Below are 20,209 nucleotides of genomic sequence, written 5' to 3'. Positions count from 1 at the left end.
CTCCTGCGGGGCCTCGCAACGAGGTCCCGCAGTGTTTTGCATCTGGCTGAATGCCTGCCAAGGCCCTACCATAGCGTGTCCAAAGCCACTCCCTTGAGCTGGCCTGAGCCGTGTTTCAAGAACGGCTGGACCCACTCATGACAAGGACCTGGCGATGACAAGCCCCAATGACGCAGCGCCGCCGGTGAACGGTTACACGACCAAGCGCATCGGCCTGCTCATTCTTCCGCAGTTTTCCATGATGGCATTGGCCGGCGCGAGCGAGCCCCTGCGGGCGGCGAACCGGCTTTCCGGGAAAACCCTGTATGAGTGGACCCTGCTCACGGAATCCGGTGGGCCGGTCAGTTCCAGCAGCGGTTTCGAAATCCAGACCGTGCCGATTGATCAGGCGCCCGAGGTTGATCGGGTATTCGTCCTGGCGAGCCTCGATATCGAACATCAGAAACCACCAAAAATGCTGCGCTTTCTCCAGCGCGCTGCGTCTCGTGGCGTCACCGTTGGCGCGCTGAGCACCGGTACGTTCATTCTGGCCCGCGCCGGTTTGCTGGAAGGCAAGCGCTGCACGCTGCACTGGGAATCCATCGGTCAGTTTTCCGAAGAATTTCCGACCATCGAAGTGACCAAGGAGCTGTACGTCAACCACGGAAACCGCTGGACCTGCGCTGGCGGGACGGCGGCCATCGACCTGATGCTGGCGCAGATCGCCCTGGATTTCGGCAACCCGCTGGCCGCGAGCATTGCCGAGCAGTTCCTGCATGCGCGGATAAGGGCGCCGGAAGAACATCAGCGGATGTCGATCCAGTGGCGGTTCGGGATTCACGATCGGCGGCTCACGGCGGCCATTGCCGCCATGGAAGACAACCTGGAAAACATCGTCGGCATCGAAGAAATCGCCGACCGCTGCAACCTGTCCCATCGTCAGCTGGAGCGCCTATGGCATCAGCATTTCGGGATGACGCCAAAGAAGTTCTACCTGGAGCTCCGGCTGAACGAAGCACGCCGATTGCTGCGTGAAAGCACTCAGCCCATTGCGTCGATTGCCTACAGCTGCGGCTTCGTTTCCGCCTCGCACCTGGGGGCCGCTTACCGTCGCGTCTGGGGATGCACGCCCGGTGAAGAGCGGCGGAAATTTGATGATGCCCATTCCTGATTTCAGCCCCTGGTAAATTGGCGTCAATCCTTCGCCAACCCTCTGAACAAACCTCCTCATAAAACCCCATAGCTTGCTAATGACTTGGCCCGACAGCAGGTGCGTGCTGGCGGGTCTCGGTGATTTGGCGATCCTGTATGCTTCTTTTACGACTCGACACTTCACCTGTCAGCGCATGCCGAATCGCTTCGTGACGTCGGTTTTTTGATAGAAATCGTCGAACTCACAGCTCAGGCTCCGCTCGCCAGCGCGGTAAGGTTCATGACAAATCCGGCGTCCACTTCCAGATGCGCAGCCGGCAAAAACAACAATGACGTACAGAAGGCCTATCAATCATGGAAACCTTGAGTTTCATTCTGGAAAACGGCGGGCTGATCAGCTTGCTCCTCGGGCAGCACCTTCTCATCGTGGCCATCGCGGTGGGGTTGGCGATTCTGACCGGCGTGCCCGTCGGGATCGCGATCTCCCAGCACCCCAGAACCCGCCGCTGGGTGTTGGCCTTTGCCGCTGTGCTGATGACCATTCCTTCTGCAGCGCTGTTCGGGTTGATGATCCCGGCCCTGTCGCTGATTGGCTACGGGATCGGCGTGGTGCCGGCGGTCATTGCGCTGTTTCTGTATTCCCAGCTGCCGATCATCCGCAACACCACCACCGCGATTTCCAACATTGATCCGGCCCTGCGTGAAGCGGCGATCGGCATGGGCATGTCGACCTGGCAGCGACTGTACAAGGTCGAGCTGCCGATTGCGGTCCCGCTGATCATGGCCGGCGTCAGGATGGCCACCGTCATCAACATCGGCATCGCGGCCATCGCGGCCTACATCGGTGCCGGCGGCCTGGGCAGCCTGATCATTCGTGGCATCGCCCAATCGGATACCCGGCAGCTGCTGGCCGGCGCCATCGTCATCAGCGTCATTGCCATTGCAGCCGACTACGCCCTGTATGCCTTGCAGCGCCTCCTGACGCCGAAAGGCCTGAACAAGAACAAAGTGGCCACTGGCCGAATGAAGGAAGCGACGACGTGATCCAGATCGAAAACCTGAACAAGAAATTTGGCTCAATCACCGCCGTGGAAGATGTCTCATTCAATGTTGAAGAGGGACAGATCTGCGTACTGCTCGGCCCGTCGGGCTGCGGCAAGACCACGACGCTGAAGATGATCAACCGCTTGATCACGCCGACCTCGGGCACCATCAGAATCGGTGGACGCGATACGGCCGAGCTGGACAGCGTCACGCTCAAGCGCTCCATCGGCTACGTGATCCAGCAAGTCGGTTTGTTCCCGAACATGACCGTCGAGGAGAACATCTGCGTCGTTCCCAACCTGCTGGGTTGGGACAAGAGCAAAAGCCGCAAGCGCGCTGCCGAGTTACTGGAAGTGGTCGCGCTGGACCCGTCGAAATTCCTCAAGCGCTACCCGTGCGAACTCTCGGGCGGCCAACAGCAGCGCGTAGGGGTGGCCCGCGCCCTGGCGGCGGATCCACCGGTGATGTTGATGGACGAGCCGTTTGGCGCCATCGACCCGATCAACCGCGACGTGATTCAGGACGAGTTCATGCGCATCCAGCGCCAGGTCGGCAAGACCGTGCTTTTTGTCAGCCACGACATCGACGAAGCCGTGAAGATGGCAGACTGCGTCGCGCTGTTCCACAACGGCAAGATCGAGCAGTTCGGCAGCTCGGATGATCTGCTGGCCCGGCCCAACAGCGAGTTCGTGGCCAACTTCATGGGCGGTGACCGGATCATGAAGCGCCTGCGCCTGCTGCGCGCGGCGGATGTCGCCAGCAAGATCCCGCCGAAGGAACACATGCAGGTAGTCGGCGGCAACAGCGGCATCACCACGCACTCGCACCTGGTGGTGAAGCCCGGCGATGACCTGCGCCAGGTGCTTTCGCAGCTGCTGGGGCGCGGGCAGGACTGGGCGTTGTGCAACGACAGCGACGGGCGCTTTATCGGCTACGTCCATCAGGCCGACATCCTGGCAAGGCTTGTCGAAAACATTACTCCGGCGGTGCACTGACGATGTCTGACTTGATGATCAGATTTTGGCAAGGGCTTCAGTTTTACTGGGGCGATATCAGCTACCTGACGGTCCAGCATCTGCAGATCGTGGCCATCAGTGGTGTCCTCGCATTGGTCGTGGCGCTGCCGTTGGGCGTGTGGATGAGCCGGCCTGCGAACCAGCGCTACGCGATGGCGAGCATGCAGTTCCTCAATGTCGGGCAGGCGATTCCCAAGCTCGCATTGCTGGCGTTGGCCATGAGTTTCATCGGCGTGGGCAGCGGCGCGGCGATCATCGGCTTGTTTGTCGCGACGCTGTTGCCGGTGGCGGTCAACACCTATGAAGGGTTGCGTGCCGTGCCACAGCACTTGGTCGAAGCGGCCGAGGCCATGGGCATGACGCCTGCGGAAACCCTGTGGAAAGTCGAAATCCCGAATGCGATGAACGTGATTTTCGCCGGCATCCGCACGGCGCTGGCGATCAACGTCGGGACCGCGCCGCTGGCCTTTCTGGTCGGCGGAGGCGGGCTGGGTGAGCTGATCTTCACCGGTATCGACCTGAACGACTTCGGCATGATGCTGGCCGGTGCCGCTTCGACCGCCCTGTTGGCGATTGCCGTCGACCTGGCGTGCGGCCTGATCCAGACCGTTGCCGTGTCCCGGGGCCTGAGGTTGGCCGGGCGCGAATGAATGTGAAGACCATCGACAAAAACCAATAATACGAGGTGCCTTATGATTCATCGAATGCTCGTCAGTCTGCTGTGTACGCTGGGTCTTGTTTCAGGTGTTGTCGGCAGTGCGTCTGCCAACAGCACGATCGTGGTCGGTGGCAAGAAATTCACCGAGCAGCAACTGGTGGCGGAAATGACCACGCAGTTGTTGCGCGCCAATGGGTACAGCGTCGACAAGCGCCCGGACCTCGGCTCGTCGGTCTTGCGCGCGGCGCAGGAGAACGGTCAGGTCGATGTGTATTGGGAATACACCGGCACGTCCCTGGTGATTTACAACAAGGTGACGGACAAGCTCGACGCTGACGAAACCTACAAGAAGATCAGCGCGCTCGACGCAGAGAAGGGCATCACCTGGTTGAACCCGTCGAAAGCCAACAACACCTACGCGCTCGCCATGCGCAAGGACGAGGCCGACAAGGAAGGCATCGTCTCGATCAGCGATCTGGCGAAGAATGTGGGTGAAGGCAAGACCTACAAGTTCGCCTCCAACGCCGAGTTCTTCTCGCGCACCGATGGCCTGCGCCCGCTTCAGGACACCTACAAGTTCGAGTTCGAGCGCAAGAACGTTGTGCGCATGGACGGTGGACTGACCTATCAGGCACTTCGGGATGGCCAAGTGAATGTGGCGCTGGTGCTGTCAACGGACGGGCGGATTCCGGCCTTCGGGTTTATCGTGCTGAAGGACGATAAGGGCTTTTTCCCTAGCTACGCGCTGACGCCGGTGATTCGTACCGAGGTCTTCAAGGAGAACCCGAAGATCGGCGAATTGCTCAACGCGCTTTCTTCCAAGCTGGACGACGAAACCATTGCCGGCCTCAACTCCCGGGTTGACGTGGGTCGTGAGTCGATTGAGAGCGTGTCCAAGGAATTCCTGCAGCAGAGCAAGTTGCTCTAATTCAACCATCACACACACATCAACTGTAGGAGCCGGCTTGCCGGCGATAGCGGTGGGTCAGTCGATACATTAATCGCCTGAACGAGCGCTTTCGCCAGCAAGCCGGCTCCTACAGAGGACGCGTTCGCCTGGAGAATCATTGATGCAGTCGATTAGAAAGTTCGTGGCAGGAGCATTCGTGGTGTTTGCGGCCAGTGCTCAAGCCGATGTCGCCATCGACCAGATGACGCTCGCCGACATGCGGCAGGCGCTGGACAGCGGGACCATCACTTCCGAGCAACTGGTCAGGCACTACCTGGATAACATTCGCGCCAACAACCATCAGGGACGGAACATCAACGCCCTGGTGACGATCAACGACGCCGCGATCGACCAGGCGCGGAAATGGGACGCTGAGCGGACGAAAAATCCCGCCGCCAAACAGGCGCCCCTGGCCGGCATTCCCTTCGTGGCGAAGGACAACTTTGATACCCGAGGCCTGGTCACTTCCGGCGGCTCTTATGTCTTGCGCACATCGCTGCCGAACCAGGACGCCTTTACCGTCAAGAAACTCATGGACGGGCAAGCGATTCTGCTCGGCAAAGCCAACATGTCCGAACTGGCCGCGTCCTTTGGCTGGTTTGGCTACAGCTCGTTTGGCGGCCAGACCCTGAACCCCAACAACACCAAGCGCGACGCGTCCGGCTCCAGCAGCGGCTCGGCGGCGGCGGTGGCGGCGAAATTCGCGCCTTTTGCGCTGGGTTCGGACACCAGCGGCTCGATCCGTGCGCCGGCCAGCGTCACCGGCACCGTGGGTTTTCGACCTTCGCTCGGGCTGATCAGTCGCAGCGGCATCATTCCGCTGTCGCTGGCGTTCGATACCGGCGGCGTGATCACCCGCAGCGTGGTGGATCAGGCGATTGTGCTGGATGCGATCAAGGGCCAGGACAAAAGCGATTCCGCGACCCTCGACCTGGCGTCCGAGCGCATTCAGTTTGAGCAAGCACTGAACAGTAGCTCGTTGAAAGGCAAGACCATCGGCGTGATCAGCAACTTCAACGGCGCCAACCCTGAAGTGGATGCCGTGTTCAAGGCCGCACAGGACACCCTCGGCAAGCGCGGCGCCCATGTTGTCGCCATCGAACTGCCGAAAGCATTCGAAACGCTTTGGGGTGATGTGCTGGGACCGGTGGGAGAGAGCGAGTTCAAGCCGCAATTCGAACGTTATCTGGCGACCCTCGACGCGAACCAGCCGCGGACCCTGGCGGATTTTCTGGCTCTGGCGCGAAAAAACCAGGCAGAGAACGGGCCGCATGGCATGAACCCGGCGCGTTTGGCCGGGCTGGAATCGCTGGCGAAAACCGATAGCACCGATTCGCCGCTGTACATCTCGATCCTCTCCAGGAAGATCCCGCAATTGCGCGCGCAACTGATGGGCATCATGCAGAAGAACAAGGTCGACAGTCTGTTTTTCGCCACCATCAATTGCCCGGCTTCGGTGGTTCATGGGGTGACGGACGAGAGCTATGTCTGCAAGGCCGGTGACACCTATGCGTCGTCGTACATTGCCTCGGCGACCGGGTTTCCCGAGATCACGGTTCCGGCGGGCACCATCAAGGGCAATCTGCCGGTGGGTGTTTCATTCCTGGGCGGGTATGGGGAAGACGCCAAGGTGGTGAGTTTCGGGTACGCGTTTCTTGGGCGGTAGGTTTGTCTGATACACCGGGTTGCCTGGATCGCCAGCAAGCCGGCTCCTACAGCCTGCGTCCCCCTTGTTGGAGCCGGCTTGCTGGCGATCCAGACGACACGGTCCATCGCCGGACGAGGTCATATCTGCGCCAGCAGCCAGGTGCGAAACGCGATCAGCGACGGCAGCCTTTCGTTGCGCGGCGGGTAGGTCAGGTAGTAACTGCGCTGGCTGGCGAAAGGCTGGTCCAGGCTGATCAACTCGCCGTTGGCCAACTCGTCGGTCACCAGGATGCGCGGCACCAGCCCGATGCCGATGCCCGCTCTCACGGCCTGGATCAAGTGTGACGTGAGTTCGAAACTCGGCCCCAGCCGCATCATGCGATGGGGCAGGCCGTGATGGCTGAACCACTCGCCCCAGACGTTGGCGTTGTTCGCGACATTGAGCAGTGTCTGTCCGCCTATGTGTTCCGGGGTCCAGAGGTCATGGGCCGCGGCTTCTTGCGGAGAAATGATCACCATCAACTCTTCCGTGTGCAGGCGATGGCTGATCAGGCCCGGCAAGTCCGCTGTGCCGACGCCGATCGCGGCATCGATGCCGCTGGTTTCGAAGTCGATGGCTTCGATCCGCGAATTGATGTGCACCAGCATGCCGGGATGGGTTTTGTAGAAGTCATGCAGACGCGGCAACAACCACTTCGAGCCGAACGTGGGCAACGTGGCCAGGCGCAAGGTTCCACTGCCCGACTGATAAGCCAATGCCTGCAACGTGGCACTGCGGATGCGCCCGAGCGCCTCGCTCATTTCCCGCTGATACAGCCGACCGACATCGGTCAGTTGCACCTGCCGGCCTTCGCGGCGAAACAGCGTAAGACCCAGCTGTTGCTCCAGCGCCTGGACTTGGCGGCTGACAGCACTCTGGGTCAGGGACAGTTCCAGGGCTGCGCGGGTGTAGCTTTCATGCCGGGCGGCGGCTTCAAAAGCCAGCAGCAGTGACATGGAGGGCGTGAGATGGCGGTAATTCATTCGTAAAAGTCATCGATAGCGGCAGGATTATCCGTTTGTCCGGCGCCAGGACCTGCAGGATCATTGGTTTGGCCGACGACCTGAGGCTGACCTATTAATGCTCAGGCGACAAGTATTTTGATTTTCCGTGATTAGACCTAGAAGAGACCCACCCGCGATGATCGCTCAGTTGCCTACCGCTGCACCCGCCGCACAGTACCCGGAATTCCTCCAGGCCTTGCGTGCCAGTGGCTTTCGCGGTCAGCTCAGTGCCGACTACGCCACCCGCACAGTGCTGGCGACCGACAACTCGATTTACCAGCGTCTGCCACAAGCGGCGGTGTTTCCCCTGGATGCGGACGACATCGTGCGCCTCGCGACGTTGATGGCCGAACCGCGTTTCCGTCAGATCAAGCTGACCCCGCGTGGCGGCGGCACCGGCACCAACGGCCAGTCGCTGACCGACGGCATCGTGGTCGACCTGTCGCGGCACATGAACACCATCCTCGAAATCAACGTCGCCGAACGTTGGGTGCGGGTGCAGGCGGGGGTGGTCAAGGACCAGCTGAATGCCGCGCTCAAGCCCCATGGACTGTTTTTTGCGCCGGAGCTGTCGACGTCCAACCGCGCCACCGTTGGTGGGATGATCAACACGGACGCCAGCGGGCAGGGCAGTTGCACCTACGGCAAGACCCGCGATCATGTGCTGGAGCTGCACAGCGTATTGCTCGGCGGTGAGCGCCTGCACAGCCAGCCGCTGTCCGACGCACAGCTGGAGGCGGCATGTGCGCAACCCGGCCGTATCGGCGAGGTGTATCGCACTGCGCGGCAGATCCAGGAAACCCAGGCCGACCTGATCGAGGCAGTGTTCCCCAAACTCAATCGCTGCCTGACTGGCTACGACCTGGCGCACCTGCGCGACGAGCAGGGGCGTTTCAACCTCAATAGCGTGCTGTGCGGGGCCGAAGGTTCGCTAGGCTACCTCGTCGAAGCCAAGCTCAACGTGCTGCCGATTCCCAAGTATTCAGTACTGGTGAACGTGCGCTACAGCAGCTTCATGGATGCGCTGCGCGACGCCAACGCATTGCTGGCGCAGAAGCCGCTGTCCATCGAAACCGTGGATTCCAAAGTGTTGATGCTGGCGATGAAAGACATCGTCTGGCACAGCGTCGCCGAGTATTTCCCGGCAGATGCCGAGCGCCCGACGCTGGGCATCAACCTGGTGGAGTTCAGCGGCGAAGACCTGGTGGAAGTGAACGCTCGCGTGGCGTCGTTCGTGGCGCATTTGCAGGCTGATACCACCATCGAACGACTGGGCCACACGCTGGCCGAAGGTGCCGCAGCGGTGACCCGCGTCTACGCCATGCGTAAACGCTCCGTCGGGCTGCTGGGCAACGTCGAAGGCGAAGTCCGCCCGCAGCCGTTTGTCGAAGACACCGCCGTGCCGCCGGAAAAACTCGCCGACTACATCACCGAGTTCCGCGCCTTGCTCGACAGCCATGGCCTGGCTTACGGCATGTTCGGCCACGTCGATGCCGGCGTGTTGCATGTGCGTCCGGCGCTGGACATGAAAGACCCGAAGCAGGCCGCGCTGGTCAAGCCGATTTCCGATGCCGTGGCCGAGTTGACCCGGCGTTATGGCGGGCTGTTGTGGGGCGAGCACGGCAAGGGCTTGCGCTCGGAATACGTGCCGGAGTTTTTTGGCGAACTGTACCCGGCGCTGCAATCGCTCAAGGGCGCGTTCGACCCGCACAATCAGCTCAACCCCGGCAAAATCTGCACTCCGCCGGATGCCGCCCAGGGCTTGCTCAAGGTCAACGAAGTGACGCTGCGCGGTGACTTGGACCGGCAAATCGACGAGCGCGTCTGGCAGAGTTTCGGCAGTGCCGTGCACTGCAACGGCAACGGCGCTTGCTACAACTACGACCCCAACGATGCGATGTGCCCATCGTGGAAAGCCACCCGCGAACGCCAGCATTCGCCGAAGGGCAGGGCGTCGTTGATTCGCGAATGGTTGCGCCTGCAAGGCACGGCCAACATTGATGTGCTGCAAGCGGCCCGAGGGAAACTCGCGTGGCTGAGCGGGTTGCCGGCGCGATTGCGCAACAACCTCGCACGTTCCCGTGGCGAGGCGGATTTCTCTCATGAAGTGTACGACGCCATGGCCGGCTGCCTGGCCTGCAAATCCTGCGCGGGGCAATGCCCGATCAAGGTCAACGTCCCGGATTTCCGTTCGCGTTTTCTCGAGCTGTATCACGGTCGCTATCAACGTCCGCTGCGAGACTACCTGATCGGTTCGCTGGAGTTCACCATTCCTTACATGGCCTATGCACCGGGCCTGTACAACGCGGTGATGGGGTCGAAGTGGGTCAGCCGTTTGCTGGAGCGTCACGTCGGCATGCTCGACAGTCCGTTGATCCACCGCTTCGACCTGCAAACCACATTGACCCGCTGCAAGGTTGCTGTCGCCAGCGTGCCTGCCCTGCGCGAACTGACCGCTGCGCAACGTGAGCGCAGCGTGGTGCTGGTGCAGGACGCCTTTACCCGTTATTTCGAAACGCCGTTGCTGGCGAGTTTTATCCAACTGGCGCATCAACTCGGTTATCGCGTGTTTCTGGCGCCCTACAGTGCCAACGGCAAGCCTTTGCATGTGCAGGGTTTCCTCGGCGCGTTCGCCAAAGCGGCCATCCGCAACGGCAATCAGCTCAAGGCGCTGGCCGACTGTGGTGTGCCGTTGGTGGGACTGGACCCGGCGATGACCCTGGTCTATCGCCAGGAATATCAGAAAGTGCCGGGACTCGAGGGTTGCCCGAACGTCCTGCTGCCCCAGGAGTGGCTGGTGGATGTGCTGCCTGAACGGCCTCAAGGCGCGACTCAGGCGTTTCGTTTGATGGCGCACTGCACCGAGAAAACCAACGTCCCGGCCAGCACTTCGCAATGGGAATCGGTGTTTGCCAGGCTTGGCCTGAAACTGGTGACCGAGGCGACGGGCTGTTGCGGCATGTCGGGCACCTACGGCCACGAAGCGCGTAACCAGGCCACCTCGCGGACTATTTTCGAACAGTCATGGGCGGGCAAGCTGGACAAGGCGGGTGAAGCGCTGGCGACGGGGTACTCGTGCCGCAGCCAGGTCAAGCGCCTGGCCAGCCAGCAATTGCGGCATCCGTTGGAGGTGGTGTTGGAGTCTGTGAGCGTTAAAAGCTGAGTCAGTTCGAGACGTCTGCCTGCTCTTCCTTTTCAGGAACGGCAGGCCACGCGTTGATCACCGATTGCAGGAATTGCGCGGACAACTCAGGGTTGTCCAGCGCCCTGGCAATCAGCATTGCCCCGGCGATCGATGACAGGATGCGCAGGGATTCCTGATATTTCTCCTCGTGATTTTCCCCCTCGACCAGCGCCATCAGCGTTTCGATCAAACGCTCGACGCCTTTGGTGAAGGAGCTGCTGACGGTGCCACCCGAGCGGGCGACATCGGCGCCCAACGCGGGAATAGGGCAGCCCTCGGTCCAGTTGTCGAGGTGCGACTGCGTCAGGTAACCCTTGATCAGTTCGGGAATGGATTTGGCGTCCTGCCAGTCCTGGATGTTGGACTCGAACGTGCGGGTAACCGCCTCTGACGCCAGCTGTTCCTTGCCGCCCGGAAACTGTCCGTAAAAGCCGCCATGGGTCAGGCCTACGGAGCGCGACAGTTCGCCAATGCCGATGCCATCGATACCTTTTTCCCGATACAGCCGTGACGCGGCCGTGAGGATCGCTTCCTTGTTGGCGGCGGCCTGGTCTTTCGTGACTTTCATGAGTCTGCTCCTGTGGCCAGGTCGGCATCGCCTGGAAAAACTGCGCTGAGGCTGGTAATTATGATGGGCGTAATATAAAGTCGATGCAACGGCTGTGTCGGTATCGACTCAAGTCTGGCGGATACCGCGCCTGTGGCTCAAGTCAAAAATCTCTACCTGGACCGGACCCATGAACCGTAACGACCTGCGCAGTATCGATCTGAACCTGCTGGTGGTGTTCGAAGCGCTCATTCAGGAGCGCAACCTCACGCGTGCTGCCGAGAAACTGTCCCTGGGCCAACCCGCCGTCAGCGCGGCGCTGGTGCGTTTGCGCAGGCTGTTCAACGACCCGTTGTTCGAACGTATCGGGCGCCGGATGGTGCCCACAGCACGGGCGTTGAGCGTGGCAAAAACCCTCGGGCCAGCGCTGGATTGCGTTTGCACTGTGATCGCAGACACCAGGATTTAAGCGGGCTCGTCCCTTTTTTTGGCCTTATACATGATGGCTATCATTATTGGTGATAGCCAACTTCACTCCGTTCAATTCGTCGAGACCTCGCGCGAGGCCGAGAATCCGGAAATTCCTCAACCGTCTGGCGGACACCCCCCATGGAACAGTCACTCAAACCTTTGCGTTACCCCCTTGCAGCGTTGGCGTTGGTAGCGCTTGCCGCGTGTGAACGCACACCCGATGCCGCCCAGGCGCCGGGAGCGCCGCATGTCACCGTTGCGAAAGTGCTTGAGCAGCCCATTACCGAGTGGGATGAAGTCACCGCTCGCCTGGAAGCGCCGGAAACCGTCGAGGTTCGTCCACGGGTGTCGGGCCAGATCGAGCGCGTTGCGTTTACCGATGGCGCGTTGGTGAAGAAGGGCGATTTGCTGTTCCAGATCGATCCACGTCCGTTCGAACATGAAGTGCATCGCATCGAGGCGCAGCTGCAACAGGCCCGCGCCACCCTGGTCCGCACCGGCAACGAGGCACAGCGCGGTCAGCGGTTGTTGAGCAGCAACGCGATCTCCGCCGAGCTGGCCGACACCCGTACCACCACCGCCCAGGAAGCCCGGGCCGGTGTCGATGCCATTCAGGCGCAGCTGGACCTGGCGCGCCTGAACCTAAGTTTCACCCGCGTTACGGCGCCGATCACCGGCCGCGTCAGCCGTGCGGAAATCACCGCCGGCAACATCGTCACCGCCGACACCACTGCGCTGACCAGCGTGGTCTCCACCGACAAGGTCTACGCCTATTTCGATGCAGACGAACGCATGTTCCTCAAGTACAGCCTGTTGTCCCGCCAGGGCCAGCGCGGTCAGGCCACGCCGGTGTACATGGGCCTGTCAAACGAGGAGGGCAACAGCCACCTCGGCCAGATGAACTTCGTCGACAACCAGGTCAACCCGAAGACCGGCACCATTCGCGGCCGTGCGGTGTTCGACAACGCGGACGGCCAGTACACCCCCGGTCTCTATGCACGCTTGAAACTGGTGGGCAGCGCCGCCTATCCCGGCCTGCTGATCAAGGACGAAGCGGTGGGCACCGACCTCGGCAAGAAATTCGTTCTGGTAGTGGATAAGGACAACAAAGCCGTTTATCGCAGCGTCGATCTCGGCCCGAAACTGGAAGGCTTGCGCATCGTGCGCAGTGGTTTGCAGAAAGAGGATCGCATCGTCATCAACGGCCTGCAGCGCGTGCGTCCCGGCGCGGTGATCGACCCACAGGATGCACCGATGGCCAGCCCGGAAACCGTCGCCACACTGGCTCGCCAGCGTCAGGCCATCGAAGCGTCCAATCAGCCGGCTGCGGCTAAATCGCCTGCACTGGTGAAAGCGGATTCCAACGCTTCGCCTCGCGGATAAGGAGCCTCGACATGAAGTTCTCCCAGTTCTTTATCACGCGACCGATCTTCGCGGCGGTGCTGTCGCTGCTGATCCTGATCGCCGGCGCCATCTCACTGTTCCAGTTGCCGATCAGCGAATACCCGGAAGTGGTGCCACCGACCGTGGTCGTCCACGCCAACTATCCCGGCGCCAACCCGAAAGTCATCGGCGAAACCGTTGCGGCGCCGCTTGAGCAAGCCATCACCGGGGTCGAGAACATGCTGTACATGTCCTCGCAATCCACGGCGGACGGCCGACTCACGCTCACGGTGACTTTCGCCTTGGGCACCGATCTGGACAATGCCCAGGTCCAGGTGCAGAACCGCGTAACCCGCACCGAACCGAAGCTGCCCGAGGAAGTGACGCGCATCGGCATCACCGTCGACAAGGCATCGCCCGAGCTGACCTTGCTGGTGCACCTGGTGTCGCCGGACAAACGCTACGACATGCTCTACCTGTCCAACTACGCGATCCTCAACGTCAAGGACGAGCTGTCGCGCCTGAACGGGATCGGCGATGTGAAGATGTTCGGCATCGGCGATTACTCCCTGCGCATCTGGCTCGACCCGGACAAAACCGCCTCGCGCAACCTGACTGCCACCGATGTGGTCACGGCGGTGCGGGAACAGAACCGTCAGGTCGCGGCTGGCCAACTGGGTTCGCCGCCGGCGCCGAATGCCACCAGCTTCCAGATGTCGATCAACTCCCAGGGGCGGTTGGTCAGCGAGGAAGAGTTTGAAAACGTGATCGTGCGCAGTGGCCCGAACGGCGAAATCACTCGCCTGAAGGACATTGCCCGGATCGAACTGGGGTCCAACCAGTACGCCTTGCGCGCCTTGCTCAACAACCAGGAAGCGGTGGCGATGCCGATCTTCCAGCGGCCGGGTTCCAACGCCATCGACGTTTCCAATCAGGTGCGGGCGAAGATGGCCGAGCTGAAGAAGAACTTCCCGGAAGGCATGGATTACGAGATCGTCTACGACCCGACCATCTTCGTCCGCAGTTCGATCGAAGCGGTGGTGCACACGCTGTTTGAAGCACTGATCCTTGTGGTGCTGGTGGTGATTCTGTTCCTGCAAACCTGGCGTGCTTCGATCATCCCGCTGGTGGCCGTGCCGGTGTCGCTGATCGGTACGTTTGCCGTGATGCACTTGCTCGGGTTCTCGCTCAACGCGCTGTCGCTGTTCGGCCTGGTGCTCGCCATCGGGATCGTGGTCGACGATGCGATCGTGGTGGTGGAAAACGTCGAGCGCAACATCGAGTCCGGGCTGGAACCGGTCGAAGCGACCAAGAAAGCCATGGGCGAAGTGACCGGGCCGATCATCGCCACGGCGCTGGTGCTGTGCGCGGTGTTCGTGCCCGCCGCGTTCATCTCCGGGCTGACAGGGCAGTTCTATAAACAGTTCGCGCTGACCATCGCTATCTCGACAGTGATCTCGGCGTTCAACTCCCTGACCTTGTCGCCGGCGCTGGCGGCGGTGTTGCTCAAGGCCCATGGCGCGCCGAAAGACCGTTTCTCCAAAGTGCTGGATCGTCTGCTCGGTGGCTGGCTGTTCAAACCGTTCAACCGCTTCTTCGAGAAGGCCAGTCACGGTTACATGGTTGCGGTGGCCAAAGTCATTCGTGGCAGCAGCGTCGCCTTGCTGGTCTACGCCGGGCTGATCGCCATGACGTACATGGGCTTCAGCACCACGCCGACAGGTTTCGTGCCGACCCAGGACAAGAAGTACCTGGTGACCTTCGCGCAACTGCCGGACGCGGCGAGCCTGGATCGCACCGAATCGGTGATCCGCCGCATGAGCACCATCGCCATGAACGAGCCGGGTTTCGACAGCGCCGTGGCTTTCCCGGGCCTGTCAATCAACGGCTTCACCAACAGTCCGAACGCCGGTATCGCCTTCATCGGCCTGAGTTCGTTCGACGAGCGCAAGGACCCGAGCCTGTCGGCCAAGGCGATTTCCGCTTCGCTCAACGGCAAGTTCGGTGGGATTCAGGACGCCTACATCGCCGTGTTCCCGCCACCGCCGGTACAAGGCCTGGGCACGATCGGCGGCTTCCGTCTGCAGATCGAAGACCGTGGCAACCTGGGTTACGACGAGCTGTACAAAGAGACGATGAACATCATCGGCAAGAGCCGCACCACGCCGGAGCTGGCCAACCTGTTCACCAGCTACACCGTCAACGTGCCGCAGGTCGAAGCCGCCATTGACCGCGAAAAAGCCAAGACTCACGGGGTGAAGATCAACGATATCTTCGACACCTTGCAGGTGTACCTGGGCTCGCTGTACGCCAACGACTTCAACCGTTTCGGACGCACCTATCAAGTCAACGTCCAGGCCGAGCAACAGTTCCGCCAGGAGCCGGAGCAGATCGGTCAGTTGAAGGTGCGCAATGATCGCGGCGAGATGATTCCGCTGGCGACTTTCGTCAAGGTCAGCCCGACGTCGGGTCCGGACCGGGTCTCGCACTACAACGGTTTCCTTACCGCCGAAATCAACGGCAGCGCCGCTCCCGGCTACAGCTCCGGTCAGGCACAAGCGGCCATTGAAAAACTGCTGAAAGAGGAATTGCCCAACGGCATGACCTACGAGTGGACCGACCTGACCTACCAGCAAATCCTCTCGGGCAACACCGCGCTGCTGGTTTTCCCGCTCTGCGTGCTGTTGGCGTTCCTGGTGCTGGCGGCGCTGTATGAGAGCTGGAGCCTGCCGTTGGCGGTGATCCTGATCGTGCCGATGACCCTGCTGTCGGCGATTGCCGGGGTGATCATTTCCCAAGGCGACAACAACATCTTCACCCAGATTGGCCTGATCGTGCTGGTCGGCCTGGCGTGCAAGAACGCGATCCTGATCGTCGAGTTCGCCAAGGACAGACAGGACCAGGGCCTGTCGCCGCTGGACGCGGTGCTGGATGCCTGTCGCATGCGTCTGCGGCCGATTCTGATGACGTCCTTCGCGTTCATCATGGGGGTGATTCCACTGGTGACGTCCACTGGCGCCGGCTCGGAAATGCGCCGCGCGATGGGGGTGGCGGTGTTCTCCGGGATGCTCGGCGTGACCTTCTTCGGGTTGCTGCTGACGCCGGTGTTCTTCGTGTTGATTCGCCGCTACATCGAGCGCAAGAACGCGCGCAAGGCCAGCCAGGTTCATCAGGCAAACGCACTCACTCAGGAGGCACATTAATGAACACCTTGAAGCTTTTTCTACCTAGCCTTCTGGTCGCGGCGCTCGCTGCTTGCACGGTCGGCCCCGACTACAAAACCCCTGACACCGCGCCGGCCAATATCGTGTCGGCCCAAGGCAATCGCTACGATCAATCGCATTTCGAATCGGTGTGGTGGCAGCAGTTCGATGACCCCACGCTCAACCAGTTGGTGAGCAAATCCCTGCAAGGCAACCGCGATTTACGCGTCGCGTTTGCCCGCTGGAAAGCGGCCCGAGCGATTCGCGACGACGTCAGCAACGACAATCTGCCGGTGGTCACCAGCCGCGTCAGCAGTCAGCAGGGGCGAGGGCAAGTGCCCGGCCAGACCGAAAGCCGGGTTAATCAGGAACGCTACGATCTGGGCCTGGACATGGCGTGGGAAGTCGATCTGTTTGGCCGGATCCAGCGTCAACTGGAATCCAGCGATGCCCAGCAGGACGCGGCGGCGGCCGACCTGTATCAACTGCGGGTGACGATGATTGCCGAGCTGGTGGACGCCTACGGTCAATTGCGTGGCGCGCAGTTGCGGGAAAAAATCGCTTTGGCGAACCTGAAGAATCAGCAGGATTCCCGCGCCGTGACTGTTAGCCTGCGCGACGCTGGCGTCGGCAATGAGCTCGACGTGGTGCGCGCCGATGCACGCCTGGCGGCCGTCGAGGCCACGGTGCCGCAACTGCAAGCTGAGCAGGTGCGGGAGAAGAACCGCATCGCCACGCTGCTGGGTGAGCGCCCGGATACACTGAGCGTGTCGTTGAGTCCTGCGGATTTGCCCGCCATTGCCAAAGCGCTGCCGATCGGAGATCCCGCGGAGTTGCTGCGTCGCCGGCCGGATGTGCTGGCCGCCGAGCGCAGGCTGGCGTCCTCCACTGCCGAAATCGGCGTGGCCACCGCCGACCTGTTCCCACGGGTGAGCTTGAGCGGCTTCCTCGGTTTCACCGCCGGGCGCGGTTCGCAGATCGGTTCGAGTGCGGCCCGGGCCTGGGCGTTAGGCCCGAGCATTACCTGGGCGGCATTCGACCTGGGCAGCGTGCGGGCCCGCATCCGCGGTGCCGACGCCAATGCCGAGGGCGCCCTGGCGACCTACGATCAGCAAGTGCTGCTGGCGCTGGAAGAATCGGAGAACGCCTTCAGCGACTACGGCAAACGCCAACAGCGATTGTTGTCGCTGATCAAGCAAAGCGAGTCGAGCCGTGCCGCGGCCGACTTGGCGGCAATCCAGTACAAGGAAGGGACGGTGGATTATCTGGTGTTGCTGGATGCCCAGCGTGAGCGATTGAACGCCGAGGATGCGCAGGCACTGGGCGAAACCGACCAGTACCGGGGCATCGTTGCGATCTATAAAGCGTTGGGGGGTGGTTGGGATAGCAGTGGCGGGAAGGTTGCCACGATCAATTGACCCACCCCGGATGAACTATACGCATCTCCTTGTAGGAGCCAGCTTGCTGGCGATGAACTCAAGCGCCCCGCGTTGAATCAGATCACACGCGTCATCGTTGACGACCATCGCCAGCAAGCTGGCTCCTACAAGGGAGTGCGCTCCTCCCGGTTCCACCAAACGCCACAAAACCTGTAGGAGCCGGCTTGCTGGCGATGAACTCAAGCGCCCCGCGTTGAATCAGATCACACGCGTTATCGTTGACGACCATCGCCAGCAAGCTGGCTCCTACAGGGGGTTGTGCTCGTCCCGGTTCTCCGGGCATGGCACAGGCATAAAGATTACTGCGCAATAAAGTCGCGAACCGCCTTGATCGTCTGCGTCGGCGCTTCCTCCATCAACCAATGTCCCGCTCCCGGAATCACCACTTCCGTGACCTGGTCGGCGGCGTTGCGCATGACGATGGCTTCGTTGTTGCCGAAGGATTTTTCCCCGCCGACGGCCAGCACCGGCATGGTCAGCCGCGTCTTGTTCGACGCTTCATTGTCGATCGCGTCCTGGCGGATGCTGCGGAACTGCGAGAACGCCGCGTGCATGACACCCGGACGGGCGTAGAGCTTGGCGTAGTGCTGGCGGGTGGCTTCATCGACCTTTTTCGGATCACCGGCGAACTCGTTCCAGAAACGGTCCAGGTAGATACGTTCACGTCCGGCCACCAGACGTTCGGCGTCCGGGCCACCGAAGTCGAAGTGCCACAGCATCGGTGAGCGCACAATCTCGTTCCACGGTGGAATGCCCGGCACAGGCGCATCCATCACCACCAGGCGATCGGTTTGTTGTGGGTAACGGGAGGCGTAGGCGAAAGCGACCATGGTGCCGATGTCGTGGCCGATCACCACCGAATGGTCGATCTTCAACGCCGCCAATACGGCGCGGACATCACCGGCCTGGGTCTTCTTGTCGTAGCCGTCTTTCGGGATCGACGACAGCCCCAGACCGCGCAGGTCCGGCACCACCACTGTGTGATCCTTGGCCAGGTCGGCCGCGAGCGGCGCCCACATGTCGCCGGTGTCGCCAAAACCATGCAACAGCACCACGGCCGGCCCTTTGCCGCCGACGCGGACATGGATTGTCGCGCCATCGACGGCGATGTCCTGGGTGCGGAACGCAGCGGGGAACGGGACGATGCCCGCGTGGGCGGGCAGGCTCAGCGCGAGCAGCAGGGAAGCAGTCAGCAGGGTACGGATCATGTGGTTGTCCCGGAAGGGTGCGAGGAGGGGTGTGTACCGCATCCGCTGCAAACCACCATGCCGAAAACGCACGTTGCCCGGGGCTGGACAGGGTACCCAAGGCTGGAGCGTAGCCCACTTTGAAAGGTTCTGATGTTCCCTACAAATCGATGACCAGGTCGGACGTGGGTTTGCTGCAACACAGCAGGCGCAAACCCTTGTCGATTTCCCGTTGGCGGATGCCGCCGTTGTGGTTCATCGCCACCGTGCCTTGCAGCACCGCCGTCTTGCAGGTGCCGCAAATCCCTTGGCTGCACGAGGAGGGGACGATCGCACCGGCCTTCTTCGCCGCCGCCAACACGGTCTGGTTGCCCGGCATGCTGAAGCTTTTACCGGAGCGGGACAGGGTAATGGTGAACAGGCTTTCCTGTTGATCGGCGACGGGCGCTTCTTCCAGGATCGGTGATTCGTCCAGCACCGAAATATCGAAACTCTCCTGGTGATAGTGGCGGAAATCAAAGTCGCCCTGCTTGAGCAGCGACTTGATCGCGTCCATGTAGCCTTGTGGTCCGCAGGTGAAAACTTCCCGCTCCTTGAAATCCGGTACCTGTTCGCTGAGCAACGCCAGGTCCAGGCGACCAATCGGCCCGGCCCAATCGGTGCTGGCGCCAAGTCCTTCGCAGACATTCACCACACGCAGGCCCGGCATGCTGGCCTGCATGCGTGTCAGCTCTTCATGGAAAATGATATCGACCGGGGTTCGCGCACTGTGCACGAAGACGATATCCAGCCGGGCCGCCAGGTCGAAACCCGCCCGGGTCATGGACATCAGCGGCGTCACCCCGGAACCCGCCGAGAGATAAAGCAGCTTGTTGGCGGGACGTCCCACCGGCGTGAAGCTGCCCGCAGGGCCCGAGGCGATCAGCCTGTCGCCTTCGCGCAAGTGATCGTGCAGCCAGTTAGAGACGACTCCGCCGGGCACGCGCTTGACCGTGATCGACAGCGCAAACGGGCGGGTAGGCGACGAGGACAGGGTGTAGCAACGCGACACGCGCTGCCCCGGGATCGCCGGCGTGACGGTAATGAATTGACCCGGTTCGAAACTGACGGCGCTGAAATCCGCACTGCGAAAGGTGAAGGTCTTAACGTCATGGGTTTCGTCGCGTACGGCGCAGCAGTGCAGGGTCTTTTGCTCGCCGCTATTCCATTGCGCGCCACAGAGACCCCAGGTGTCGGGATCGGTGAATACGCTCTGCGCATCCAGAATGCCCGCGGTTACCGGCGGTTTTTCGAGAAGGGTCATGGC

General features: G+C 61.5%; 15 protein-coding genes. 11 read left to right on the top strand and 4 right to left on the bottom strand.

The genetic code is table 11. The features are described from left to right. Nucleotides 1-154 precede the first annotated feature (154 nt). From ACF6ZU_RS29675 to ACF6ZU_RS29650, 6 genes are all read left to right on the top strand, one after another. Nucleotides 155-1,150 (top strand): GlxA family transcriptional regulator, encoded by a 996-nt coding sequence (locus ACF6ZU_RS29675; protein ID WP_392889586.1) that lies wholly within the window; start codon nt 155-157, stop codon nt 1,148-1,150. Nucleotides 1,151-1,485: 335 nt separating this feature from the next. Further along, nucleotides 1,486-2,175 (top strand): ABC transporter permease, encoded by a 690-nt coding sequence (locus ACF6ZU_RS29670; RefSeq protein WP_392889584.1) that lies wholly within the window; start codon nt 1,486-1,488, stop codon nt 2,173-2,175. Further along, nucleotides 2,172-3,170, top strand: a complete 999-nt coding sequence (locus tag ACF6ZU_RS29665; protein ID WP_392889582.1) for an ABC transporter ATP-binding protein — start codon at nt 2,172-2,174, stop codon at nt 3,168-3,170. The genes ACF6ZU_RS29670 and ACF6ZU_RS29665 overlap by 4 nt, the downstream gene beginning before the upstream one ends. 14 nt (nt 3,171-3,184) lie before the next feature. Further along, a complete protein-coding gene (locus ACF6ZU_RS29660) occupies nt 3,185-3,841 on the top strand; it encodes an ABC transporter permease (protein ID WP_392889580.1) in 657 nt (218 codons plus the stop codon). A 54-nt stretch (nt 3,842-3,895) separates the two neighbouring features. Further along, entirely contained in the window at nt 3,896-4,777 is an 882-nt protein-coding gene (locus ACF6ZU_RS29655) for a glycine betaine ABC transporter substrate-binding protein (protein ID WP_392889578.1), read from the top strand. A gap of 142 nt (nt 4,778-4,919) precedes the next feature. Further along, a complete protein-coding gene (locus ACF6ZU_RS29650) occupies nt 4,920-6,464 on the top strand; it encodes an amidase family protein (protein WP_392889576.1) in 1,545 nt (514 codons plus the stop codon). A 119-nt stretch (nt 6,465-6,583) separates the two neighbouring features. Here ACF6ZU_RS29650 and ACF6ZU_RS29645 read toward each other — a convergent pair whose 3' ends face one another. Continuing rightward, entirely contained in the window at nt 6,584-7,468 is an 885-nt protein-coding gene (locus ACF6ZU_RS29645; protein ID WP_392889574.1) for a LysR substrate-binding domain-containing protein, read from the bottom strand. Nucleotides 7,469-7,625: 157 nt separating this feature from the next. Between ACF6ZU_RS29645 and ACF6ZU_RS29640 the strand changes: the two genes are divergently transcribed. After that, entirely contained in the window at nt 7,626-10,652 is a 3,027-nt protein-coding gene (locus tag ACF6ZU_RS29640) for an FAD-binding and (Fe-S)-binding domain-containing protein (RefSeq protein WP_392889573.1), read from the top strand. A 1-nt stretch (nt 10,653) separates the two neighbouring features. Here ACF6ZU_RS29640 and ACF6ZU_RS29635 read toward each other — a convergent pair whose 3' ends face one another. Further along, complete coding sequence (locus ACF6ZU_RS29635) at nt 10,654-11,241, bottom strand: TetR/AcrR family transcriptional regulator (protein ID WP_392889572.1); 588 nt, start codon at nt 11,239-11,241, stop codon at nt 10,654-10,656. Nucleotides 11,242-11,410: 169 nt separating this feature from the next. On the opposite strand from ACF6ZU_RS29635, the gene ACF6ZU_RS29630 reads away from it, so the two are divergent. The 4 genes from ACF6ZU_RS29630 to ACF6ZU_RS29615 all read left to right on the top strand — a co-directional run bounded on the left by ACF6ZU_RS29630 (nt 11,411) and on the right by ACF6ZU_RS29615 (nt 17,695). Then, nucleotides 11,411-11,689, top strand: a complete 279-nt coding sequence (locus ACF6ZU_RS29630; RefSeq protein WP_392889571.1) for a LysR family transcriptional regulator — start codon at nt 11,411-11,413, stop codon at nt 11,687-11,689. A 140-nt stretch (nt 11,690-11,829) separates the two neighbouring features. Next, nucleotides 11,830-13,074, top strand: coding sequence for a multidrug efflux RND transporter periplasmic adaptor subunit MexE (mexE, locus tag ACF6ZU_RS29625; protein ID WP_392889570.1), 1,245 nt, complete (start codon nt 11,830-11,832; stop codon nt 13,072-13,074). Nucleotides 13,075-13,085: 11 nt separating this feature from the next. Further along, on the top strand, nt 13,086-16,277 hold the full coding sequence (locus ACF6ZU_RS29620; RefSeq protein WP_392889569.1) for an efflux RND transporter permease subunit: 3,192 nt from the start codon (nt 13,086-13,088) through the stop codon (nt 16,275-16,277). Further along, complete coding sequence (locus ACF6ZU_RS29615; RefSeq protein ID WP_392889568.1) at nt 16,277-17,695, top strand: efflux transporter outer membrane subunit; 1,419 nt, start codon at nt 16,277-16,279, stop codon at nt 17,693-17,695. Before ACF6ZU_RS29620 ends, ACF6ZU_RS29615 begins: the two co-directional genes overlap by 1 nt. A 320-nt stretch (nt 17,696-18,015) precedes the next feature. Here ACF6ZU_RS29615 and ACF6ZU_RS29610 read toward each other — a convergent pair whose 3' ends face one another. Beyond that, complete coding sequence (locus tag ACF6ZU_RS29610; RefSeq protein WP_392889566.1) at nt 18,016-18,924, bottom strand: alpha/beta fold hydrolase; 909 nt, start codon at nt 18,922-18,924, stop codon at nt 18,016-18,018. A gap of 139 nt (nt 18,925-19,063) precedes the next feature. Next, nucleotides 19,064-20,206, bottom strand: coding sequence for an FAD-binding oxidoreductase (locus tag ACF6ZU_RS29605; RefSeq protein ID WP_392889563.1), 1,143 nt, complete (start codon nt 20,204-20,206; stop codon nt 19,064-19,066). Nucleotides 20,207-20,209 lie beyond the last annotated feature (3 nt).

Source organism: Pseudomonas migulae (genome assembly GCF_043225285.1).
Classification (GTDB): domain Bacteria; phylum Pseudomonadota; class Gammaproteobacteria; order Pseudomonadales; family Pseudomonadaceae; genus Aquipseudomonas; species Aquipseudomonas migulae_C.
This window is presented reverse-complemented; position numbering and strand designations above follow the sequence as displayed.